At 70.2% G+C, this 19557-nt stretch carries 14 protein-coding genes and 2 rRNA genes; 11 read left to right on the top strand and 5 right to left on the bottom strand.

Annotation, left to right across the window (positions count from 1 at the left end; genetic code table 11):
* Positions 1-72: 72 nt before the first annotated feature.
* The 4 genes from DMP17_RS29430 to DMP17_RS29415 form a co-directional block, all read right to left on the bottom strand.
* Positions 73-3171: ribosomal RNA gene (locus tag DMP17_RS29430) — 23S ribosomal RNA — on the bottom strand.
* Positions 3172-3498: 327 nt separating this feature from the next.
* Positions 3499-5018, bottom strand: a 16S ribosomal RNA gene (locus tag DMP17_RS29425).
* The 16S and 23S rRNA genes sit together here, the layout of an rRNA operon.
* A 1197-nt stretch (positions 5019-6215) precedes the next feature.
* Positions 6216-6917 carry a hypothetical protein gene (locus DMP17_RS29420; protein WP_226354885.1) on the bottom strand — a complete coding sequence of 234 codons (702 nt, stop codon included), beginning with the start codon at positions 6915-6917 and terminating at the stop codon, positions 6216-6218.
* A gap of 87 nt (positions 6918-7004) precedes the next feature.
* Positions 7005-7523: a CvpA family protein gene (locus DMP17_RS29415; RefSeq protein ID WP_226364660.1), complete on the bottom strand. Its 519-nt coding sequence runs from the start codon at positions 7521-7523 to the stop codon at positions 7005-7007.
* Positions 7524-7660: 137 nt separating this feature from the next.
* Between DMP17_RS29415 and DMP17_RS29410 the strand changes: the two genes are divergently transcribed.
* The 8 genes from DMP17_RS29410 (at position 7661) to DMP17_RS29375 (ending at position 15860) form a co-directional block, all read left to right on the top strand.
* Positions 7661-8365 carry a response regulator transcription factor gene (locus DMP17_RS29410; RefSeq protein WP_226354883.1) on the top strand — a complete coding sequence of 235 codons (705 nt, stop codon included), beginning with the start codon at positions 7661-7663 and terminating at the stop codon, positions 8363-8365.
* Positions 8362-9831, top strand: coding sequence for a sensor histidine kinase (locus tag DMP17_RS29405; RefSeq protein ID WP_337831194.1), 1470 nt, complete (start codon positions 8362-8364; stop codon positions 9829-9831). Before DMP17_RS29410 ends, DMP17_RS29405 begins: the two co-directional genes overlap by 4 nt.
* Positions 9832-9877: 46 nt before the next feature.
* Entirely contained in the window at positions 9878-11032 is a 1155-nt protein-coding gene (locus DMP17_RS29400) for an AI-2E family transporter (protein ID WP_337831193.1), read from the top strand.
* 118 nt (positions 11033-11150) lie between these two features.
* Positions 11151-11825, top strand: coding sequence for a DUF4383 domain-containing protein (locus DMP17_RS29395; protein WP_337831192.1), 675 nt, complete (start codon positions 11151-11153; stop codon positions 11823-11825).
* Positions 11822-12628, top strand: a complete 807-nt coding sequence (locus DMP17_RS29390; protein WP_337831191.1) for a YqjF family protein — start codon at positions 11822-11824, stop codon at positions 12626-12628. Before DMP17_RS29395 ends, DMP17_RS29390 begins: the two co-directional genes overlap by 4 nt.
* Before the next feature lie 117 nt (positions 12629-12745).
* The gene (locus DMP17_RS29385; protein ID WP_337831190.1) at positions 12746-14392 is read left to right on the top strand and encodes a PP2C family protein-serine/threonine phosphatase; all 1647 of its coding nucleotides are present in this window, start codon (positions 12746-12748) and stop codon (positions 14390-14392) included.
* Entirely contained in the window at positions 14389-15501 is a 1113-nt protein-coding gene (locus DMP17_RS29380) for a cobalamin B12-binding domain-containing protein (RefSeq protein WP_337831189.1), read from the top strand. The genes DMP17_RS29385 and DMP17_RS29380 overlap by 4 nt, the downstream gene beginning before the upstream one ends.
* Positions 15498-15860, top strand: coding sequence for an STAS domain-containing protein (locus DMP17_RS29375; RefSeq protein ID WP_337831188.1), 363 nt, complete (start codon positions 15498-15500; stop codon positions 15858-15860). Before DMP17_RS29380 ends, DMP17_RS29375 begins: the two co-directional genes overlap by 4 nt.
* Before the next feature lie 15 nt (positions 15861-15875).
* Here DMP17_RS29375 and DMP17_RS29370 read toward each other — a convergent pair whose 3' ends face one another.
* The gene (locus DMP17_RS29370; protein WP_337831187.1) at positions 15876-16835 is read right to left on the bottom strand and encodes a ring-cleaving dioxygenase; all 960 of its coding nucleotides are present in this window, start codon (positions 16833-16835) and stop codon (positions 15876-15878) included.
* Positions 16836-16932: 97 nt separating this feature from the next.
* On the opposite strand from DMP17_RS29370, the gene DMP17_RS29365 reads away from it, so the two are divergent.
* The 3 genes from DMP17_RS29365 (at position 16933) to DMP17_RS29355 (ending at position 19555) form a co-directional block, all read left to right on the top strand.
* On the top strand, positions 16933-17082 hold the full coding sequence (locus DMP17_RS29365) for a hypothetical protein (protein ID WP_337831186.1): 150 nt from the start codon (positions 16933-16935) through the stop codon (positions 17080-17082).
* A gap of 35 nt (positions 17083-17117) precedes the next feature.
* Positions 17118-17663 (top strand): Dps family protein, encoded by a 546-nt coding sequence (locus DMP17_RS29360; RefSeq protein WP_178374752.1) that lies wholly within the window; start codon positions 17118-17120, stop codon positions 17661-17663.
* A 140-nt stretch (positions 17664-17803) separates the two neighbouring features.
* Positions 17804-19555 carry a BCCT family transporter gene (locus DMP17_RS29355; protein ID WP_337831185.1) on the top strand — a complete coding sequence of 584 codons (1752 nt, stop codon included), beginning with the start codon at positions 17804-17806 and terminating at the stop codon, positions 19553-19555.
* Positions 19556-19557: the final 2 nt, after the last annotated feature.

The raw sequence follows: 19557 nt of genomic DNA, 5'->3' as shown, positions 1-19557 counted from the left end.
AACCCCCGGTGTCAACCAGGGGATGTGGATGGTTGTGGACTCAGGGTCACACAGTGGATGCGAACAACTCGTTGTGGCAAGCCCTCGGCCTATTAGTACCGGTCAACTCCACCCCTCACAGGGCTTCCATCTCCGGCCTATCAACCCAGTCATCTACTGGGAGCCTTACCCACTCGAAGGTGGTGGGAGACCTCATCTTGGAACAGGCTTCCCGCTTAGATGCCTTCAGCGGTTATCCCTCCCGAACATAGCCAACCAGCCGTGCCCCTGGCGGGACAACTGGCACACCAGAGGTTCGTCCGTCCCGGTCCTCTCGTACTAGGGACAGCCTTCCTCAAGTCTCCAACGCGCGCGGCGGATAGGGACCGAACTGTCTCACGACGTTCTAAACCCAGCTCGCGTACCGCTTTAATGGGCGAACAGCCCAACCCTTGGGACCTACTCCAGCCCCAGGATGCGACGAGCCGACATCGAGGTGCCAAACCATGCCGTCGATATGGACTCTTGGGCAAGATCAGCCTGTTATCCCCGGGGTACCTTTTATCCGTTGAGCGACACCCCTTCCACAAGGTGGTGCCGGATCACTAGTCCCGACTTTCGTCCCTGCTCGACCCGTCAGTCTCACAGTCAAGCTCCCTTGTGCACTTACACTCAACACCTGATTGCCAACCAGGCTGAGGGAACCTTTGGGCGCCTCCGTTACTCTTTGGGAGGCAACCGCCCCAGTTAAACTACCCACCAGGCACTGTCCCTGAACCAGATCATGGCCCGAGGTTAAGACACCCAATTCGACCAGAGTGGTATTTCAACAACGACTCCACCACCACTGGCGTGGCGATTTCACAGTCTCCCACCTATCCTACACAAGCCGAACCGAGCACCAATACCAAGCTATAGTAAAGGTCCCGGGGTCTTTCCGTCCTGCCGCGCGTAACGAGCATCTTTACTCGTAGTGCAATTTCGCCGAGTCTGTGGTCGAGACAGCGCCCAAGTCGTTACGCCATTCGTGCAGGTCGGAACTTACCCGACAAGGAATTTCGCTACCTTAGGATGGTTATAGTTACCACCGCCGTTTACTGGCGCTTAAATTCTCCGCTTCGCCCCGAAGAGCTAACAGGTCCTCTTAACGTTCCAGCACCGGGCAGGCGTCAGTCCGTATACATCGTCTTGCGACTTCGCACGGACCTGTGTTTTTAGTAAACAGTCGCTTGGGCCTGGTCTCTGCGACCGGCCGTCCCTAGCCCGCAAGGAGCCTCAAGACAACCGGCCCTCCTTCTCCCGAAGTTACGGAGGTATTTTGCCGAATTCCTTAACCACAGTTCGCTCGATCGCCTCGGTATTCTCTACCTGACCACCTGTGTCGGTTTGGGGTACGGGCCGCAACAGCACTCGCTAGAGGCTTTTCTCGACAGCATGGGATCACCCTCTTCGCCTCAATCGGCTACGCATCACCTCTCACCCTTATATGAGCCCCGGATTTACCTAGGACTCGGGCTACAGGCTTACACCACGACAACCACCGCGTGGCGGAGCTACCCTCCTGCGTCACCCCATCACTTGCCTACTACCAGATCGGATCCCACGCTCCCCCACAAACACAACTCCCGAAGGAGCCGAGGTGGGTTCGGATGGTTAGCATCACCGGCCTTGGCATGGACGCACTGTCACGAGCACGGGAATATCAACCCGTTGTCCATCGACTACGCCTGACGGCCTCGCCTTAGGTCCCGGCTCACCCTGGGCGGAACAACCTGGCCCAGGAACCCTTGGTCATCCGGCGGCAGAGATTCTCACTCTGCATTCGCTACTCATGCCTGCATTCTCACTCCCACACCCTCCACCCGTAAATCACTCCCGGGCTTCACCAGATGCAGGACGCTCCCCTACCCAACAACACCATAAGTGTCATTGCCACGGCTTCGGCGGTGCGCTTGAGCCCCGCTACATTGTCGGCGCAGGACCACTTGACCAGTGAGCTATTACGCACTCTTTCAAGGGTGGCTGCTTCTAAGCCAACCTCCTGGTTGTCCGGGCGATCCCACATCCTTTCCCACTTAGCGCACGCTTAGGGGCCTTAGCCGGTGATCTGGGCTGTTTCCCTCTCGACCACGAAGCTTATCCCCCGCAGTCTCACTGCCGCGCTCTCACTCACCGGCATTCGGAGTTTGGCTGACTTCGGTAAGCTTGTCGGCCCCCTAGGCCATCCAGTGCTCTACCTCCGGTGAGAAACACACGACGCTGCACCTAAATGCATTTCGGGGAGAACCAGCTATCACGAAGTTTGATTGGCCTTTCACCCCTACCCACAGCTCATCCCCCAGGTTTTCAACCCTGGTGGGTTCGGGCCTCCACGACGTCTTACCGACGCTTCACCCTGGCCATGGGTAGATCACTCCGCTTCGGGTCTACACCCCGCGACTACAGCGCCCTATTCGGACTCGCTTTCGCTACGGCTACCCCACACAGGTTAACCTCGCCACGAAGCATAACTCGCAGGCTCATTCTTCAAAAGGCACGCCATCACCCTGTACCACAAAAGCACTGCAGGCTCTGACGGCTTGTAAGCACACGGTTTCAGGTACTATTTCACTCCCCTCCCGGGGTACTTTTCACCTTTCCCTCACGGTACTTGTCCGCTATCGGTCATCAGGTAGTATTTAGGCTTGACGGGTGGTCCCGCCAGATTCACAGCGAATTTCACGGGCTCGCTGCTACTCGAGAACACGCCCACAACAGAACCCAGTGTTTTCGCGTACGGGGCTATCACCCACTACGGCCGACCATCCCAGAGTCGTTCCGCTAACACAGGCTCTTGCTGTCCCATCCTCGGCAGAAGATGAACGACACGTCTCACAACCCCGCACCCGCAACGCCTGCCGGCTTGACACGGACACGGTTTAGCCTCTTCCGCTTTCGCTCGCCACTACTCACGGAATCACTATTGTTTTCTCTTCCTGTGGGTACTGAGATGTTTCACTTCCCCACGTTCCCTCCACGCACCCTATGAATTCAGGTACGGGTAACGCCCCATGACGGGCGCTGGGTTTCCCCATTCGGACACCCTCGGATCACAGCTCGGTTGACAGCTCCCCGAGGCCTATCGCGGCCTCCCACGTCCTTCATCGGCTCCTGATGCCCAGGCATCCACCATGTGCTCTTAACAACTTGACCACAACAAGATGCTCGCATCCACTATGCAACACTCAACCCACAACCACACCCGACCAAGAAACAACCACCACCCACACACAAGCAGGCGTTAGGAAGCCCCCGACCAGAGCGGCCAAAGAAGAACCACCGTTCCGAAGAACCGCAGATGTCTTCTCAGGACCCAACAGTGTGCCAAGCCAAACGGTCCGACGTGCTGCGTTCCACCCAACGCACCCAACCCACGAACGGGGCCGCTGATGCGATTCAATGAAGGAACCACAGACACCCAAAATGAGCACAACTCACTTACGAGCGTGTGGTGCCCCATCACATGATGGGACTCCTTAGAAAGGAGGTGATCCAGCCGCACCTTCCGGTACGGCTACCTTGTTACGACTTCGTCCCAATCGCCAGTCCCACCTTCGACAGCTCCCTCCACAAGGGTTGGGCCGCCGGCTTCGGGTGTTACCAACTTTCGTGACGTGACGGGCGGTGTGTACAAGGCCCGGGAACGTATTCACCGCAGCGTTGCTGATCTGCGATTACTAGCGACTCCAACTTCACGGGGTCGAGTTGCAGACCCCGATCCGAACTGAGACTCACTTTAAGGGATTCGCTCCACCTCACGGTCTCGCAGCCCTCTGTATGAGCCATTGTAGCATGTGTGAAGCCCTGGACATAAGGGGCATGATGACTTGACGTCATCCCCACCTTCCTCCGAGTTGACCCCGGCAGTCTCCCATGAGTCCCCACCATTACGTGCTGGCAACATGGAACAAGGGTTGCGCTCGTTGCGGGACTTAACCCAACATCTCACGACACGAGCTGACGACAGCCATGCACCACCTGCACACCAACCACAAGGGAAGCCCTATCTCTAGGGATGTCTGGTGCATGTCAAACCCAGGTAAGGTTCTTCGCGTTGCATCGAATTAATCCACATGCTCCGCCGCTTGTGCGGGCCCCCGTCAATTCCTTTGAGTTTTAGCCTTGCGGCCGTACTCCCCAGGCGGGGCGCTTAATGCGTTAGCTGCGGCACAGAAACCGTGGAATGGTCCCCACACCTAGCGCCCAACGTTTACGGCGTGGACTACCAGGGTATCTAATCCTGTTCGCTCCCCACGCTTTCGCTCCTCAGCGTCAGTATCGGCCCAGAGACCCGCCTTCGCCACCGGTGTTCCTCCTGATATCTGCGCATTTCACCGCTACACCAGGAATTCCAGTCTCCCCTGCCGAACTCAAGTGATGCCCGTATCGACCGCACGCTCAGAGTTAAGCCCCAAGTTTTCACGGCCGACGCGACACACCGCCTACGAGCTCTTTACGCCCAATAATTCCGGACAACGCTCGCACCCTACGTGTTACCGCGGCTGCTGGCACGTAGTTGGCCGGTGCTTCTTCTCCAGGTACCGTCAATTGCTCTTCGTCCCTGGCGAAAGAGGTTTACAACCCGAAGGCCGTCATCCCCCACGCGGCGTCGCTGCGTCAGGCTTCCGCCCATTGCGCAATATTCCCCACTGCTGCCTCCCGTAGGAGTCTGGGCCGTGTCTCAGTCCCAGTGTGGCCGGTCGCCCTCTCAGGCCGGCTACCCGTCACCGCCTTGGTAGGCCATCACCCCACCAACAAGCTGATAGGCCGCGGGCCCATCCCCCACCGAAAAAACTTTCCACCACCAACCATGCGATCAGTGGTCCTATCCGGTATTAGACCCAGTTTCCCAGGCTTATCCCAGAGTGGAGGGCAGGTCACCCACGTGTTACTCACCCGTTCGCCGCTCGTGTACCCCCGAAAGGGCCTTACCGCTCGACTTGCATGTGTTAAGCACGCCGCCAGCGTTCGTCCTGAGCCAGGATCAAACTCTCCAACAAAACCCTGACTTGCAACAAACAACTGGCCACAACACCCGACGGGATCGAATGCTGCAACCAAACAAACAATCTGGCACAAAACGCCAAACCGAATAAATAGCTCGACACACTGTTGAGTTCTCAAAAGACACCCGCACCGCAATCACCCGGACTCTCCAAGAAGAGCGGGATCCTGAAGGCGGATCGCCTTGACCCACAAAGATAACCACACCGAGAAACTCGGTGAACCACCGGGGGTCGCTGTCCGCGGGCCTGTTGACCGAGCCTCTCAGGGCCCGTTCTGTCCGGCTCACTCGCTGACAGGAAGAAAGTTACGGCACGGTGTCCGGGGCCGTCAAACCGGGGGGTCCCCGGGGCGAACACCAGGCGTCGTCGCAGGTCATCGCCGTGGGCGGAGGCGAACTCCTGGTTACCGACACCCTCTCACCGGGCGATACGGACGATCACCGATCTGTGTGACGCCGACCACGGTCTCTTCGCGATGAGTTGTCGACGTGGTCTTCTCGGTGGTCGGGCCACCATCCGTTCAGGTCTCGAATCGGCCCGTGACCTGCGCAGTCAGGGTGCGGTCGTGGTGCGCCGCCCCGTGCTCGTCCGGTACCGCCGTGGCCCGGTTCCGGCCGTCGGCCGGGGCCCCGCCCCGCACGACGACCCGTGGTCACGGTGCAGGTGCCCGGTTCCGGCCCACCGTCGGGTCCGGCCCGTCCTCTGCCGTCGCGTGGCAGGTCGTCCACAGCGGAGCGCCGGCAGGGACGAGCTGAACGATCGCCGCAACGGTCCGCCCGCGTGCGATCCCGGGCCGGCCGCGTGGGGCTCGGCCGCGTCCCTCCGGCCCCGACGGTCCCGGGGCCGAGGGGGCTCCGTCCCGCCGTTCCGGCTCCCGGAGCCCACCACGGACGGCGGGTGTCCCCCCGGATCGGCACTCGACGGCCCGGGCCACCCACCGATTTTTTGTCACGAAGACATGACGACGACCCGTCTGACCTGCGGGGACGACCGATGGTGGTGTCCGGGCCCGCGTCGTCACCGCATCAGGGGGGTATCCGTGCCCGTTCCGGCGCGTTGGTCCGTCGAGTGCTCCTCGTCGGGTCCTGCAGCGCGTCGGGGGCGAATGCGCGACGCGATCCGACGAGGAGCACTCCCTTCTCCCCTCCCCCACGCGCGGCGACACCGGTCGGCGTCGCCGCGCGTACGGGGTCACGGAGCGGCGGGAGCGGCCGGAGCCGCGGGCGCCGCGGGAGCGGCGGACGACCCCGGAGCCGCGGGAGCAGCAGGGGCCGCGGGAGCGGCCGGAGCAGCGGCACCGCCCTGGCGCGGAGCCGTCGCACCCGGGGCCGTGGCACCCGGGGCGGCCGGGGCGGCGCCCGGAGCGGGCGGCGTCGGGGCCCCGGCGGGCGGCGCGGGCGGAGTCGCGCCGTCACGACCCGGACCACCGGCCGGACCGCAGGCACCGGGGCCACCGGGGCCACCGGGACCGGCACCGTCGGGTCCGCGGCCCGGACCACCGGCCTCACCACCGGGGCCACCGGAGCCATCGGGTCCGCCGGGACCACCGGGGCCGCGGCCGTCGGCGGCGACCGCCGTGCGGGCGGGGCCGTCGCCCGGTCCGGCGAACGCGGTCCCGACGATCAGGCCGCTCGCGGTGGCCCCGACGACCAGGCCGATCACGCCGGCCGCGACCGCGGGCAGCGCGGACCGGCGTCGCAGGGCGGCGAACCGGCGTCGTCGCGGAGGGTCACCCGCGTCGGAGGCGGCGGCCACCGTCCCCCCGCCGTGCACGCCGTCCCGGACGTGCGGGGTCGGGGTGTGGGCGGTGGGGGTCTCGTCGGCGGGGACCGGGGGCTGCCGGTCGGTGGGACGGTCGTCGTCGTCGCGGGGGGTGCGGTTCTCGTCGTTCATGGTTCTCCTCGGACAGTGCCGTGCCCGGAAGAGGGCAGCGGCGGGTCGCGGACCGCCGGACGGCGGACCGCTGGGGGTCGGGTGGGATCAGCCGGCGGGAGGCCGCGCGGCGTCGACGACGTCGCGGGCGGCGGACGTCGTCGCGGGCAGCAGCTCCGACACCGAGTCGACGATCCGGCTGCCGCCCAGGGACTGCGCGAGCGTCGTCACGGGGGCGAGCGCCTCGGCGCTCACGACCGCGGGGACCACCCACGAGACCAGCCAGATCACCAGCAGTGCGGTCACGGCACCGGTGACGGCGCCGACGATGCGGTCCAGGAAGGACAGCTTGCCGCGGGCGAGCACCCGGCTGACCAGTCCGCCGAGGAACCCGCCGACCAGCGAGCCCAGCAGCAGACCGGCGATCACCCCGACCAGGCCCCACAACCAGGCCGAGTCGGGGGTGTCGCCGTAGCGGGCCAGGTTCGAGCCCCAGGCCGCGCCGAGGCCGGCACCGACCACGAGGCCGAGCAGGCGCCCGGCCCGGGCCACGCCGCCGAGGCGGCGGAACCCGCCGATCGCGGCGGCCACCACGATGATCAGGACGATCACGTCGAGCAGGGTCATCTCTTCCTCTCCGCGCCGCGGGCCGGGCGGCCCGTCGTCTCGGTGTCTGACACGACAGTGCCCGCGGTACCTGAGACGGACCTGAAACCGGCGGGTCCTTCAGCTCCCCCTCAGCCTCGCGGCGCACCCTTGTCCCCGTGAGCACACGCCAGGACGACGACAGCCGCGGCCCCACGACCCGGGTCCTGGTGCTCGAGGACTCCGACGCCATCCGCGAGTCCGTCGTGGACGCGCTGGCCGACGCCGGGCACGTGACCGAGGGCGTCGTCGACGGCGTCGCGTTCGAGGAGCGGCTCGCCGCGTTCCGGCCGGACCTCGTCGTCCTGGACGTGATGCTGCCCGGCGGGCGCGACGGGTTCGACCTCATCGACGTCGTGCGCGGGCACGGGGACGCCGGGATCGTCATGCTCACCGCGCGCGACGCGCTGGCCGACCGGCTCCGCGGGCTCGACGCCGGCGCCGACGACTACGTCCTCAAGCCGTTCGCGCTCGACGAGCTCGTCGCCCGGGTCGCGGCGGTGCTGCGCCGCCGGGGCAGGCTGCCGTCCGCGGTGCAGGTGGGCGACCTCGTCCTCGACCCGGACGCCGCCGTCGCCTCCCGCGGGGGGACGGTGCTGGAGCTGTCCGCGACCGAGCTGCGGCTGCTCACCTACCTCGCCGAGCAGCGCGGACGCACCGTGTCCAAGGCGCAGATCCTGCGCTCGGTCTGGGGCTACGACGCCTACGACCCCAACCTCGTCGAGGTCCACGTGTCGGCGCTGCGCCGCAAGCTGGAGGCGCACGGCCCCCGGCTGCTGCACACCGTGCGGGGCCTCGGCTACTCGCTGCGCGGGCCGTCGTGAGCTCCGCCGCGCAGGCCCGCACCGCCACCCCGTCGCTGCGCCGCCGGGTCACCGCCGCGGTGCTCGGGGTGGTGGCGGTGCTGCTGGTCCTGGTGGTGGTGCTCGTCGACGTCCTGCTCGGGGCCCGCCTGGAGTCCGATCTCGACTCCCGGCTGCGGGACCGCGTGGTGCAGGCCCAGCAGCTGATCGCGGCGGGCGCCACCCCGGAGGAGCTGGTCACCGGGCTGTCCGGCCAGCAGATCCGGATCAAGGTGACCACCGCCGACGGGGAGGTGATGGGCGACCCCGGACTGAACCCGCCCGGGACCCCGCCGCCCGCCGGTCGGCCGGACCGCGGCCCCGGTGGTGACCGCACCGACGACCCGAGCAGCCCACCTGCCGCCCCGGTCCCGGGCGGACGCCCACCCGTCCCGCCGGACACCGGCAGCCGCACCGTGACCCTCGACGCCGGCGACGGTGCGAAGGTCGAGCTCGTCGCCGACGCCTCCGACGTCACCCAGGTCCGCAACGGCCTGCGCGCGGTGCTGGCCGGATCGGTGCTGGTGACCCTGCTCGTCGCGCTCGGTGCGGTGTCGTTCGTCGTGCGGACGGCGCTGCGCCCCCTGGACCGGATGACCGCGCTCGCCGGGCGGATCACCGCGGGCGAGCGCGACGCGCGGCTCCGGCCCGACCGCCCGCACACCGATCTCGGCACCGCGGCGGCGGCGATGGACGGCATGCTCGACGCCCTCACCGACGCCGAGCGGCGCTCCTGGGAGGAGGCCGAGCGGACCCGGGTGTTCCTCGCCGACGCCGCGCACGAGCTGCGGACACCGCTGTCCGGGATCACCGCCGTCGCCGAGACGCTGGAGCGGTCCGGGCCCGACGCCGACCCCGCCCGCCGCACCCGGCGCCTGGAGCTGCTGCTCGGCGAGACGCGCCGGGCCGGGCGGCTGGTCACCGACATGCTCGACCTGGCCCGCATCGACGGCGGCACCGCGGTGGCGCCACGGGAGGTCGACGTCGCCGGGATCGCCCGCGCCGAGACCCACCGGGCCGCGGTCCTCGCGCCCGGGCTGACCGTCGACGGTCACGGGGAGCCCGCCGCGGTGCGCGCCGACCCGCAGGCCGTGTCGCGCATCCTCGCCAACCTGCTCGACAACGCCCGCCGCCACACCCCCGACGGCGGGCGGATCGAGGTCGTCACCCGGACCGACCGGGCGGCCGGGACCGTGTCGGTCTCGGTGCGCAACACCGGTACCCCGATCGCCGACGGCGACCGCGAGCGCGTCTTCGACCGGCTCGTCCGGCTCCAGGACGCCCGCGACCGGGACAGCGGCGGCGCCGGGCTCGGCCTCGCGATCGCCCGCGGCCTGGCCCGCGCGCACGGCGGCGACCTCACCTGCCCGCCCGACGACGACGGCGCCACCTTCGTCCTCACCCTGCCCGTGACGGGCCCGGACGGCCCCGGCGGACTACCGTCGTGACGTCACGCAACCGTCAGTCCGACACCGTCCGATCCGGGAGGCCGCGGTGACCGAGGAACCGCGGATCCCCCGGGGTCTGGTGATCGCGTCGAGCCTGGCCTGGCGCGGTCTGCTCGTCGCGACCGCCGTCGCCGTCGTGCTGTGGCTGATCGCGCAGCTCGCGGTGCTGGTCGTGCCGGTGGTGCTCGCGCTGATCCTGACCGCGCTGCTCGCGCCGCTCGCCCGGATCGTGAACCGGGTGCCGCTGGTGCCGCGCGGTGTGGCGACGGGTGTCGTCGTCGCGGGCGGGCTGGCGGTGGCGGTCGGGGTGCTGTGGTGGGCGGTCGCGGCGTTCCTCGACGGGCTGCCGAGCCTGTCGGCGAGCATCGGGGAGACGGTCGTCGCGCTGCGGGACCGGCTGGCCGGGCCGCCGTTCCGGCTCGACGACACCCAGCTCGCGGCCGTCTTCCAGTCGCTGCTCGACACCCTGCAGCGCAACCAGGCCGCGCTGGCGAACAACGTGATCGGCGCCCTGGGGACCGCGGGCGAGCTGGCCGCCGAGACCCTGCTCATGCTGTTCGTGCTGATCTTCCTGATCCACGACGGAGCGCGGATCTGGCGGTTCGTCCTCGGCGCGGTGCCGCAGCACGTGCGGCGGCGGGCCGACGTCGCGGGTCGGCGGGCGTTCGCGTCGCTGGTCGGCTACACCCGGGCGACGGTCGTCGTCGCCGCGGTCGACGCGGTGACCGCCGCGATCGGCCTGTGGGTGATCGGGGTCCCGCTGGTCGTCCCGCTGGCCACGCTGATCTTCTTCGGCGCGTTCGTCCCGACCATCGGCGCCGTCGTCACCGGGATCGTGGCGGTGCTCGTCGCGCTCGCGTCCGGCGGCTGGGTGGACGCGCTGCTCGTGATCGGCCTGCTCCTGATCGTGCAGAACGTCGAGGGCTACATCCTGCAGCCGCTGCTGCTGGGCCGGTCGGTGCGGCTGCACCCGCTCGCGGTGGTGCTGCCGATCAGTGCCGGACTGATCGTCGGCGGGGTGCCCGGGGCCCTGCTCGCGGTGCCGCTGGTGACCCTCGCCGACGCCGGTGTCCGCTCACTGCGCCGGCCCGGCGACGGGACGCTGCGTGACGCCGGCACCGTCGACCCGCTGGACCCGCGTTCGGCGCGGCCGCTGCGCGGCGAGGGCCCCGGTCCCGTCGCGCTCCCCGGCCCGGTCTGATCCGCAACCCGGATCCGGGTTTCGAGACACGGCACACCTTCGCAGGTCAGCGCGGTTTGTCCGGGAAGGCGACCGGCTATCCCCGGGGTGCCTCGCTCGACGAACGGAGGACGACGTCATGTCATCGATCGGGTCCGACGCACGCCGACTGAACGGGTTGCACCGGGTCAGCAGCCTGCTCGTCGGGATCATGCTCCTGGTGTTCGGGGTGCTGGGCTTCACGAACAACCTCGACTTCTTCTCCACCACCGGGTCCCCGGTGCTGGGGCTGTCCACGAACCTGCTGCTGTCGACCGTCTCGGTGGTCGTCGGCGCGGTGCTGGTCGGCGCCGCCGTCCGGGGCGGCCGGCTCGCCTCGACGGTCAGCGTCACCGTCGGCGTGCTGTTCCTGCTGTCCGGCGTGGTCAACGTGCTGCTCATCGGCACGCCGTACAATTTGCTGGCGTTCCGGATGCCGAACGTCGTGTTCAGCCTGCTCGTGGGCCTGGTGATGCTGGTGTTGGGCGCCTACGGCCGGTTCAGCGGGCGGCTGCCCGCGGACAGCCCCTACGCCGCCGAGCAGAAGCACGACGTCGACGCGCAGGGCGGCGACGACCGCGACCAGCGGCTGCCGCACGGCGCCGCCGACATCGCCGCGGCCCGCTCGCTGGCCGACGCCGAGCGGCTCGTCGCGAACGGCGGTGGCACCGTGGAGCAGCGCCGCATGCTGGCCGAGGTCGACGCGATCCGCGACACCGGTGATCGCCGCGACGCGTGGAAGGCCCGCACCGAGCGCGGCGGCACAGGGGCGTGACCACGGGCCGGACGACACCGGACCGGGGCACCGCGCCGGTGCCGGCCGGAGTCGCGCCCGAGCCGGTCACCCCGGACCCGCCCGCACCGGTCCGGCACCCGCTGCTGCACCAGTACTGGGCCGACGTGGTGTTCCTGCACTGGCGGGCCGATCCCGCCGCGGTGGCGCCGCTGCTGCCGCCCCGGACCCGTCCCGACGTCCACGACGGCGTCACCTGGATCGGGCTCGTCCACTTCCGGATGCGACGGCTCAGCTTCGGCCCGCTGCCCGGCCTGCCCTGGCTCGGCAGCTTCGCCGAGACCAACGTCCGGCTCTACTCGGTGGACGACGAGGGCCGCCGCGGTGTGGTGTTCCGGTCGCTCGACGCCGACCGGATGCTGCCCGTGCTCGCCGCGCGGGGTGTCGCGGCGCTGCCCTACGACTGGTCGCCGTCGACGGTGTCGGGCCGGGTCGCCGAGGGCGAGGAGATCGCGTACTCCTCGGTGCGGCGCTTCCCCGGCCCGCGCGGTGCCCACGCCCGGACCCGGGTGCGCACCGGCGCCCCGCTGACCGGGCCGGGCGACCTGGAGCACTTCCTCACCGCGCGCTGGGCGCTGCACACCCGGCGTCCACTGGGCACGGTGCGCTGGCGCAACGACCACCCGCGCTGGCCGCTGCACCACGCCGAGCTGCTCGACCTCGACGAGGACCTGGTCGCCGCGGCCGGTGCCCCGCCGCCGTCGGGGCCGCCGGACAGCGTCCTGACCTCACCCGGTCTGCCCGTCCGGTTCGGCGGGTGGCGCCGGGTGCGCGACCCCCGGTGAAGGACACGTGCCCCGCGCGCCCCGGATGAGGGCCTGTCGCGTACGCGGTACGGTGGGGCGTTCCGCGCCCCGGTTCTCCGGGCGCCGACGACCGGCCCAGCCGGGCCAGGAGCTGATGTGACCGAACTGGAGCCGACGACCGGCGACGCGACCGTCCTTCCGGACGCGTCGCCCACGGTCGACCGGCGCTGGGCCGACGCCCCGTGTGCCGCGCTCACCGTCGACGCCGACGGGACCGTGCGCCAGGCGAACGCCGCCGCCCGCGCGCTGCTGCCCCGGGCCCGTCCCGGGGACCCTCTGTCGCGGGTGGCGCCCTGGCTGGCCACCGCGGGTGGCGCCGACGGCGTCCCCACCGCGTTCTCCGACGTCGTGGACGGCCGCGCGCTGGAGGCCCAGCCCGTCCGGCACGAGGACGGCTCGGTCACCTGGTGGCTGATCGACATCACCGACGTCCGGTCCATCCGCGACGAGCTGCACCTGGAGCAGGCCCGCGCCGCGTTCCTGTCCGAGGCCTCGGCCGCGCTCCTGGGCTCGCTGAATCTGGGCCGCTGCATGGAGGTCACCGCGCAGCTGGCCGTGAGCAGGCTGGCCGACGGGGCGCTCGTGATGACCCCGGGCACCCGCGGGCAGTTCCAGGTCGTCGACGCCGTCACCGACGGCCCCGTCCGGCACCGGGCACTGCGCATCGACCCGGACGAGGTCCCCGGCCTGGCCGAGGCCCTGCAGGGCTTCCCGCCGGTCCCCTCGCGCTGGATCGACCCCGCCGTCGCCCCCGCCTGGGTGACACCGGACGGGTTCGGCGAGGTCGGCTCGATCGTCGTGACCCCGCTGCCGGGGCACGGCATCCCGGCCGGCGCCATCGTGCTGCTGCGCCGCGCCGACACCGGGCCGTTCAGCGAGGGCGAGGAGGCGACCGCCCGCGAGTTCGCCGCCCGGTCCGGTCTTGCGATGTCCGCGGCCCGCATGTTCGCCCAGCAGGCCTCGATCACCGAGACCCTGATGCGCGACCTGCTGCCGCCGTCGCTGCAGCACGTCTCCGGGGTCGAGTTCGCCGGCGGCTACCGGCCCGCGCAGGACTCCGAGCGGGTCGGCGGCGACTTCTACGACGTGCACCCCGGCGCGGAGGGCTCCGACGAGACCCTCGCCGTGCTCGGGGACGTGTGCGGCAAGGGTCTGGAGGCCGCCGTGCTCACCGGCAAGATCCGCAGCGCGGTGCACGCGCTGCTGCCGATGGCCGACGACCACCTGCGGCTGCTGCACCTGCTCAACAACGCGCTGCTCTCCGACGACCACGCCCGCTTCGTGACGCTGGTGCTGGCCTCGGTGTCGCGCAGCGGGGCGGACGTGCGCGTGCGGATCACCTGCGCGGGCCACCCGCCGCCGCTGATCATCCGCGCCGACGGCCGCGTCGAGGAGGCGGCGACGCTCGGCACGCTGATCGGGGCGTTGCCCGAGATCCACGCGTCGACCTGGGAGACCCGGCTCGGGCCCGGCGAGACCTGCCTGATGTTCACCGACGGCATCACCGAGGCCCAGGGCGGCCCGCTCGGGCGCGACCAGTTCGGCGAGGAGCGCCTGCGCCGCGCGGCCGCCGAGTGCGCCGGGATGCCGGCCGAGGCCGTCGTCGAACGGGTACAGATGCTCGCCACCGAGTGGGTGGGGCGCAACTCCCACGACGACATGGCCGTCCTCGCGGTCACCGCTCCGCGCGGCCGGCACCTCACCGCGGTGGGTGGGTCGGGCCGGGGCAGGTACACCGCATGACGGCCGGGCACTACACCGACCTGCTGTGGGACGCGGTGTTGCGCGGCGACGAGTACAGCGCGGTCGACGTCGTCGTCGACGCGCTGCGGGACGGCCTGGAGCCCGAGGCCGTGCTGCTCGAGGTGATCGGCGCGGTGCAGCAGCGCGTCGGGCTCGAGTGGGCGGCCAACCGCATCTCCGTGGCCCAGGAGCACGCCGCCACCGCGATCAACGAGCGCGTGATCAGCACGCTGTCGCTGACCAGCGGCCGGCACGGCGGCGGGCGCGGCCGGGTGACCGTGGCCTGCGTCGACGGCGAGTGGCACGCGCTGCCCGCCCGGCTGCTGGCCGAGGTGCTGCGGCTGCGCGGGTTCACCGTCGACTACCTGGGCGCGCAGGTCCCCGCGGCGCACCTGATCACCCACCTGCACCGGACCGGTCCGGACGCGGTGGCGCTGTCGTCGTCGATCGCGACCCGGCTCCCGACCGCGCACGCGACGATCACGGCCTGCCAGGCCGCGGGTGTCCCGGTGATCGTCGGCGGCCGGGCGTTCGGTACGGACGGCCGCTACGCCCGCCTGCTCGGCGCCGACGCCTGGGCCCCGGACGCGCGGGCCGCCGCGCGGACGCTCGCCGACGGGCTGCCCGCCCCGGCGCACCCGCACGCCCAGCCGATGGACGACCTGCCGCACCTGTCCGACCAGGAGTACACGCTGGTCACCCGCAGTGCCCCGCGGCTGGTCGCGACGGTGCTGGACCGTCTGCCCGAGCGCGTCCCGGCGATGGCCGACTACGACGACGCCCAGCGCCAGCACACCGCCGAGGACGTCCGGCACATCGTCGATTTCCTGTCCGTGGCGCTCTACACCGGCGACGCCGAGCTGTTCGAGCAGTTCCTCGGCTGGACCGCCGAGGTGCTCGAGGCCCGGTCGGTGCCGGTGGCCGTCCTGCGGCCGGTCCTGGACCTGCTCGGCGACGAGCTGCGCGACTTCACCCGGGCGTCGGAGCTGCTGCGGCGCGCGACGACGTCCCCGGCGCTCACCGGAGGCGCGGACACCCCCGTCCCGGCCGGCGCCGTCGCCGAGGGCGCCGACTCCACGACACTGCACCGAACCGGAAGGCCCGCATGAGCGACCCGCGAGAGCTGACCCTCACCTGGACCAGCCCCGCGCCGGACCTCGCGACGGTCGCGCCGGCCGGTGACCTCGACTACGCCACCTCCGACGCGCTCACCGACGCCGTCGCCGCGCTGCTGGCGGACCGGCCCGGCCTGCGCGAGCTGCGGATCGACTGCGCCGGGATCGAGTACTGCGACTCCTACGGCCTGTCGTCGCTGCTGATGATCCGCAGGCGGACCCGGGCCGCGGGCGTCGAGCTGCACCTGGACAACCGGGCCGGTGCGCTGGAGCGGCTGCTGCGCGTCACCAACACCCTGGAGCACCTCACCGGGGCCGACGGACCGGCCCGCGAGCAGCGGCTCGACACCTGAGCGGCCGGCCGGCGGTCACCCCCGGTCGCGCAGCGCGGGGAGGTTCGCCTCGATCGTCGCCCGGTCCGGCTCCAGCCACGGCGGCAGCTTCAGCGCGCGGCCGAGCTCGAGCAGCGGCTCGTCGACGGTGAAGCCGGGCTCGTCGGTGGCGATCTCGAACAGCACACCGCCGGGCTCGCGGAAGTAGATCGAGGTGAAGTACTGCCGGTCGAGGATCTCGGTGACCTCCAGGCCGCGGGCCACCAGCTCGGTGCGCCACTGCTCCTGGGTCGCCCGGTCCGCCACCCGGAACGCGATGTGGTGCACCGTGCCGCCGGCCTGCACCCCGTGCCCGTCGACGCCGCCGAGCACGTCCACGGCCGTCGCGGCGTCCCCGGTGGTGCGGAAGCGGCTGCGGGCGCCGTCGTCGCCGGTGTGGGTCATGCCGAGGTCGGCGAGCATCCGCTGGGTCGGTTCGAGGTCCGACTCGGACAGCGTGACCGCGTGCAGGCCGCGCACCGCGTGCTCGGCGGGCACGTTCCCGGCGCCGTCCCAGCCCGAGCGGGTGTCGCCGGGCGCGGCGACGAGGTCGATCACCAGCCCGTCGGGGTCGCGCAGGGTCAGGACCTCCTCGGCGCCCGACGACGCGTCCCGGGTGCGGGGGTCGTCGGCGTCGACGCCGAGCGCGGCGAGGTGGGTCTGCCACCAGCCCAGCGACTCCGGCGGCACGCCGAACGCGGTGGCGGTCGTCAGGCCGGCGCCCTGGCGGCCGGGCTCGACGTCGGGCCACGGGAAGAACGTGAGGACGGTGGCGGGGCGGCCCGCCTCGTCGCCGTAGTAGAGGTGGTGGACCTCGGGCGCGTCGAAGTTCACCGTCCGCTTCACCAGCCGCAGGCCGAGCACGGTGGTGTAGAAGTCCACGTTGCGCTGCGGGTCCCCGGCGATCGCCGTGACGTGGTGCAGCCCGTGCGGGGTGACGGTCGTTCCGGGGGTCATCGCATCGCTCCTCGGGGTGGCGGCTCGCCACCGGCTACCCGTTCCCGGGGCCGCCGACGCCGGACATGAAATCCCCCGGACCGGGTACCCGGATGTCATGACGACGCCCGAGAAGGACCAGCGAGACGAGGGCCCGGTCCCGACCGAGCAGAGCGACACCCCGGTCGACGAGACCCCCGACGGCGACGGCGTCCACCTCGCCGCCCAGCCCGTCGAGGACGACGACCCGCGCACTGCGGCGTCCTGAGCCACGCACCCGTCACGGAAGGACTGCACAGAACCATGGCCACGATCCGTTACACCGTCCCCGGCCTCGAGCGCGGAGACGCCGAGCAGGTCGTCGACATCCTGCAGCACCGCCTGCACGCCCTGAACGACCTCCAGCTCACGCTCAAGCACGTGCACTGGAACGTCATCGGCCCGAACTTCATCGCGGTGCACGAGATGCTCGACCCGCAGGTGGACGCGGTCCGCGGGTTCGTCGACGACGTCGCCGAGCGCATCGCGACCCTGGGCGGCTCACCCAACGGCACCCCCGGCGCGCTGGTCAAGGACCGCACCTGGGACGACTACTCGATCGGCCGCGACCAGGCGATCGCCCACCTCGGCGCGCTCGACGTGGTCTACACCGGGGTCATCTCCGACCACCGCACCCAGATCGAGAAGGTCGGCGCGCTCGACCCGGTGACCGAGGACATGCTCATCGCCCAGGCCGGCGAGCTGGAGCAGTACCAGTGGTTCGTCCGGGCGCACCTGGAGAACGCCGACGGTTCGCTGAACACGCAGGGCAACACGGGTGAGGCGGGCGCGGCCGACGCCGCGCGCTGATCCACCCGGCCGTTCGGCCCCCGAGGCCCGGTCCCGCCGTCGTGCGGGTCCGGGCCTTCGTCGTGCACTCGTCCGATATGACCGGAAAGCACGGATCGTGATAGGTGTCGGCGTCGCACATCCACGTCGAGGGGGAAACAGTGATCGTCCGATACCTACGGGAGCACACCAGTCCTCCCGTCTTCGTCACCTCGGCCCTGCTGGCGGTGGCGTTCGTGCTGTGGGGGGTCGTCTCCCCGGCATCGCTCGGGGCGGTCGCGGAGTCGGTGAACGCCTGGATCACCGGCACGCTCGGCTGGCTCTACATCTTCTCCGCGACCGGCTTCCTGGTCTTCGTGATCGTGCTGATGGCCTCGCGGTACGGCCGGGTGAAGCTCGGCCCGTCGGACTCGACGCCGGAGTACGGCAACGTGTCCTGGTTCGCGATGCTCTTCACCGCGGGCATGGGCATCGGCCTGGTGTTCTATGCGGTGTCCGAGCCGATCGCGCACTTCACCGCGCCGCCGACCGGGGACGGCTCGTCGCCCGAGGCCGCGCGGAACGCGATGCTCTACACGTTCTTCCACTGGGGCCTGCACCCGTGGGCGATCTACATCGTGCTCGGCCTGTCGCTGGGCTACTTCGCCTTCCGCAAGGGCCTGCCGCTGCGCCCGGCGGCCGCCCTGTACCCGATCCTGAAGGACCGGATCAACGGCTGGCCCGGCTACCTCGTCGACGTCATCGCGGTGTTCGGCACGCTGTTCGGCCTGGCCACCTCGCTCGGCATCGGCGCACAGCAGGTCGCGGCCGGTCTCGACGCCGTCTTCGGCTGGGAGAACACGACCACGCTGCAGGTCGTGCTGATCGCGGCCATCACCGCGATCGCGATCACCTCGCTGATGCTCGGGCTCGACAAGGGCATCCGGCGCCTGGCGCTGATCAACCTGTGGCTGGCGCTCGCGCTGATGCTGTTCGTGTTCTTCTTCGGCCCCACCCGTGACCTGCTCAACAGCCTCGCCTCCAACATCGGCACCTACGTCCAGGAGGTGCCCGGTCTGTCGTTCGAGACCTTCCCCGACGGCGGCAACGGCACCGCGGCGGAGTGGCAGAGCTCGTGGACGCTGTTCTACTGGGGCTGGTGGATCTCGTGGTCGCCGTTCGTCGGCATGTTCCTGGCCCGGATCTCCTACGGCCGCACCATCCGCAACTTCGTCGCGGGCTGCCTGTTCGCGCCGGTCGGCGCGTCGATGGTGTGGCTGACCGTCTTCGGTGACAGCGCGCTGGAGCTGGTGCAGGCCGACCCGGCCGACCCGCTCGCCGAGGCGGCCCCGGAGACCGCCATCTACGTGCTGCTCGCCCAGCTGCCGGTGCCCGAGTTCGTGATCCTGCTGGCGTCGCTGTTGACGATCTTCGTGGTCGTGCTGTTCTTCGCGACGTCGTCGGACTCCGGGTCGCTGGTCGTCGACATCCTCACCAACGGCGGCGACCCGAACCCGCGCTGGCAGCAGCGCCTGTTCTGGGCGGTGCTGGAGGGCGTCATCGCGGCGGTGCTGCTGACCGCGGGCGCGGTCTCGGGCACCGACGCGCTCTCCGCGCTGCAGACGGCGTCGATCGTGGCCGGGCTGCCGCTGGGGATCGTGCTGGTCCTGATGGCGGTCGGGCTGACCCGGGCCCTGCGCGACGAGCGGTTCGTCGTCGCGCTGCCGGTCGAGCCGTCACCGACCCAGGGGCTGCGCGAGAGCAGCAGGCGGAGCACGTCGCCGTCGGAGAGCGGGGAGGGGATCACCGGCTCGAACTCCGAGCCCGAGACCCACGACCCGATGCTCTCGGAGACGGCGGTGGCCGAGTTCGCGACGACCCGGACCGCGCCGTCGGACTCCGGCGGGGAGCGTTCCGGCCGCGACCGGGACTGACC

It is taken from the genome of Pseudonocardia sp. TMWB2A (assembly GCF_017312135.1).
This window is presented reverse-complemented; position numbering and strand designations above follow the sequence as displayed.

What these genes read in the sequence shown, in the direction of transcription:
- DMP17_RS29420 (WP_226354885.1), bottom strand. Translation starts at nt 6,917, where the DNA reads ATGAACGACGAGAACCGCACCCCCCGCGACGACGACGACCGTCCCACC.
- DMP17_RS29415 (WP_226364660.1), bottom strand. Translation starts at nt 7,523, where the DNA reads ATGACCCTGCTCGACGTGATCGTCCTGATCATCGTGGTGGCCGCCGCG.
- DMP17_RS29395 (WP_337831192.1), top strand. Translation starts at nt 11,151, where the DNA reads ATGTCATCGATCGGGTCCGACGCACGCCGACTGAACGGGTTGCACCGG.
- DMP17_RS29380 (WP_337831189.1), top strand. Translation starts at nt 14,389, where the DNA reads ATGACGGCCGGGCACTACACCGACCTGCTGTGGGACGCGGTGTTGCGC.
- DMP17_RS29375 (WP_337831188.1), top strand. Translation starts at nt 15,498, where the DNA reads ATGAGCGACCCGCGAGAGCTGACCCTCACCTGGACCAGCCCCGCGCCG.
- DMP17_RS29370 (WP_337831187.1), bottom strand. Translation starts at nt 16,835, where the DNA reads ATGACCCCCGGAACGACCGTCACCCCGCACGGGCTGCACCACGTCACG.
- DMP17_RS29365 (WP_337831186.1), top strand. Translation starts at nt 16,933, where the DNA reads ATGACGACGCCCGAGAAGGACCAGCGAGACGAGGGCCCGGTCCCGACC.
- DMP17_RS29360 (WP_178374752.1), top strand. Translation starts at nt 17,118, where the DNA reads ATGGCCACGATCCGTTACACCGTCCCCGGCCTCGAGCGCGGAGACGCC.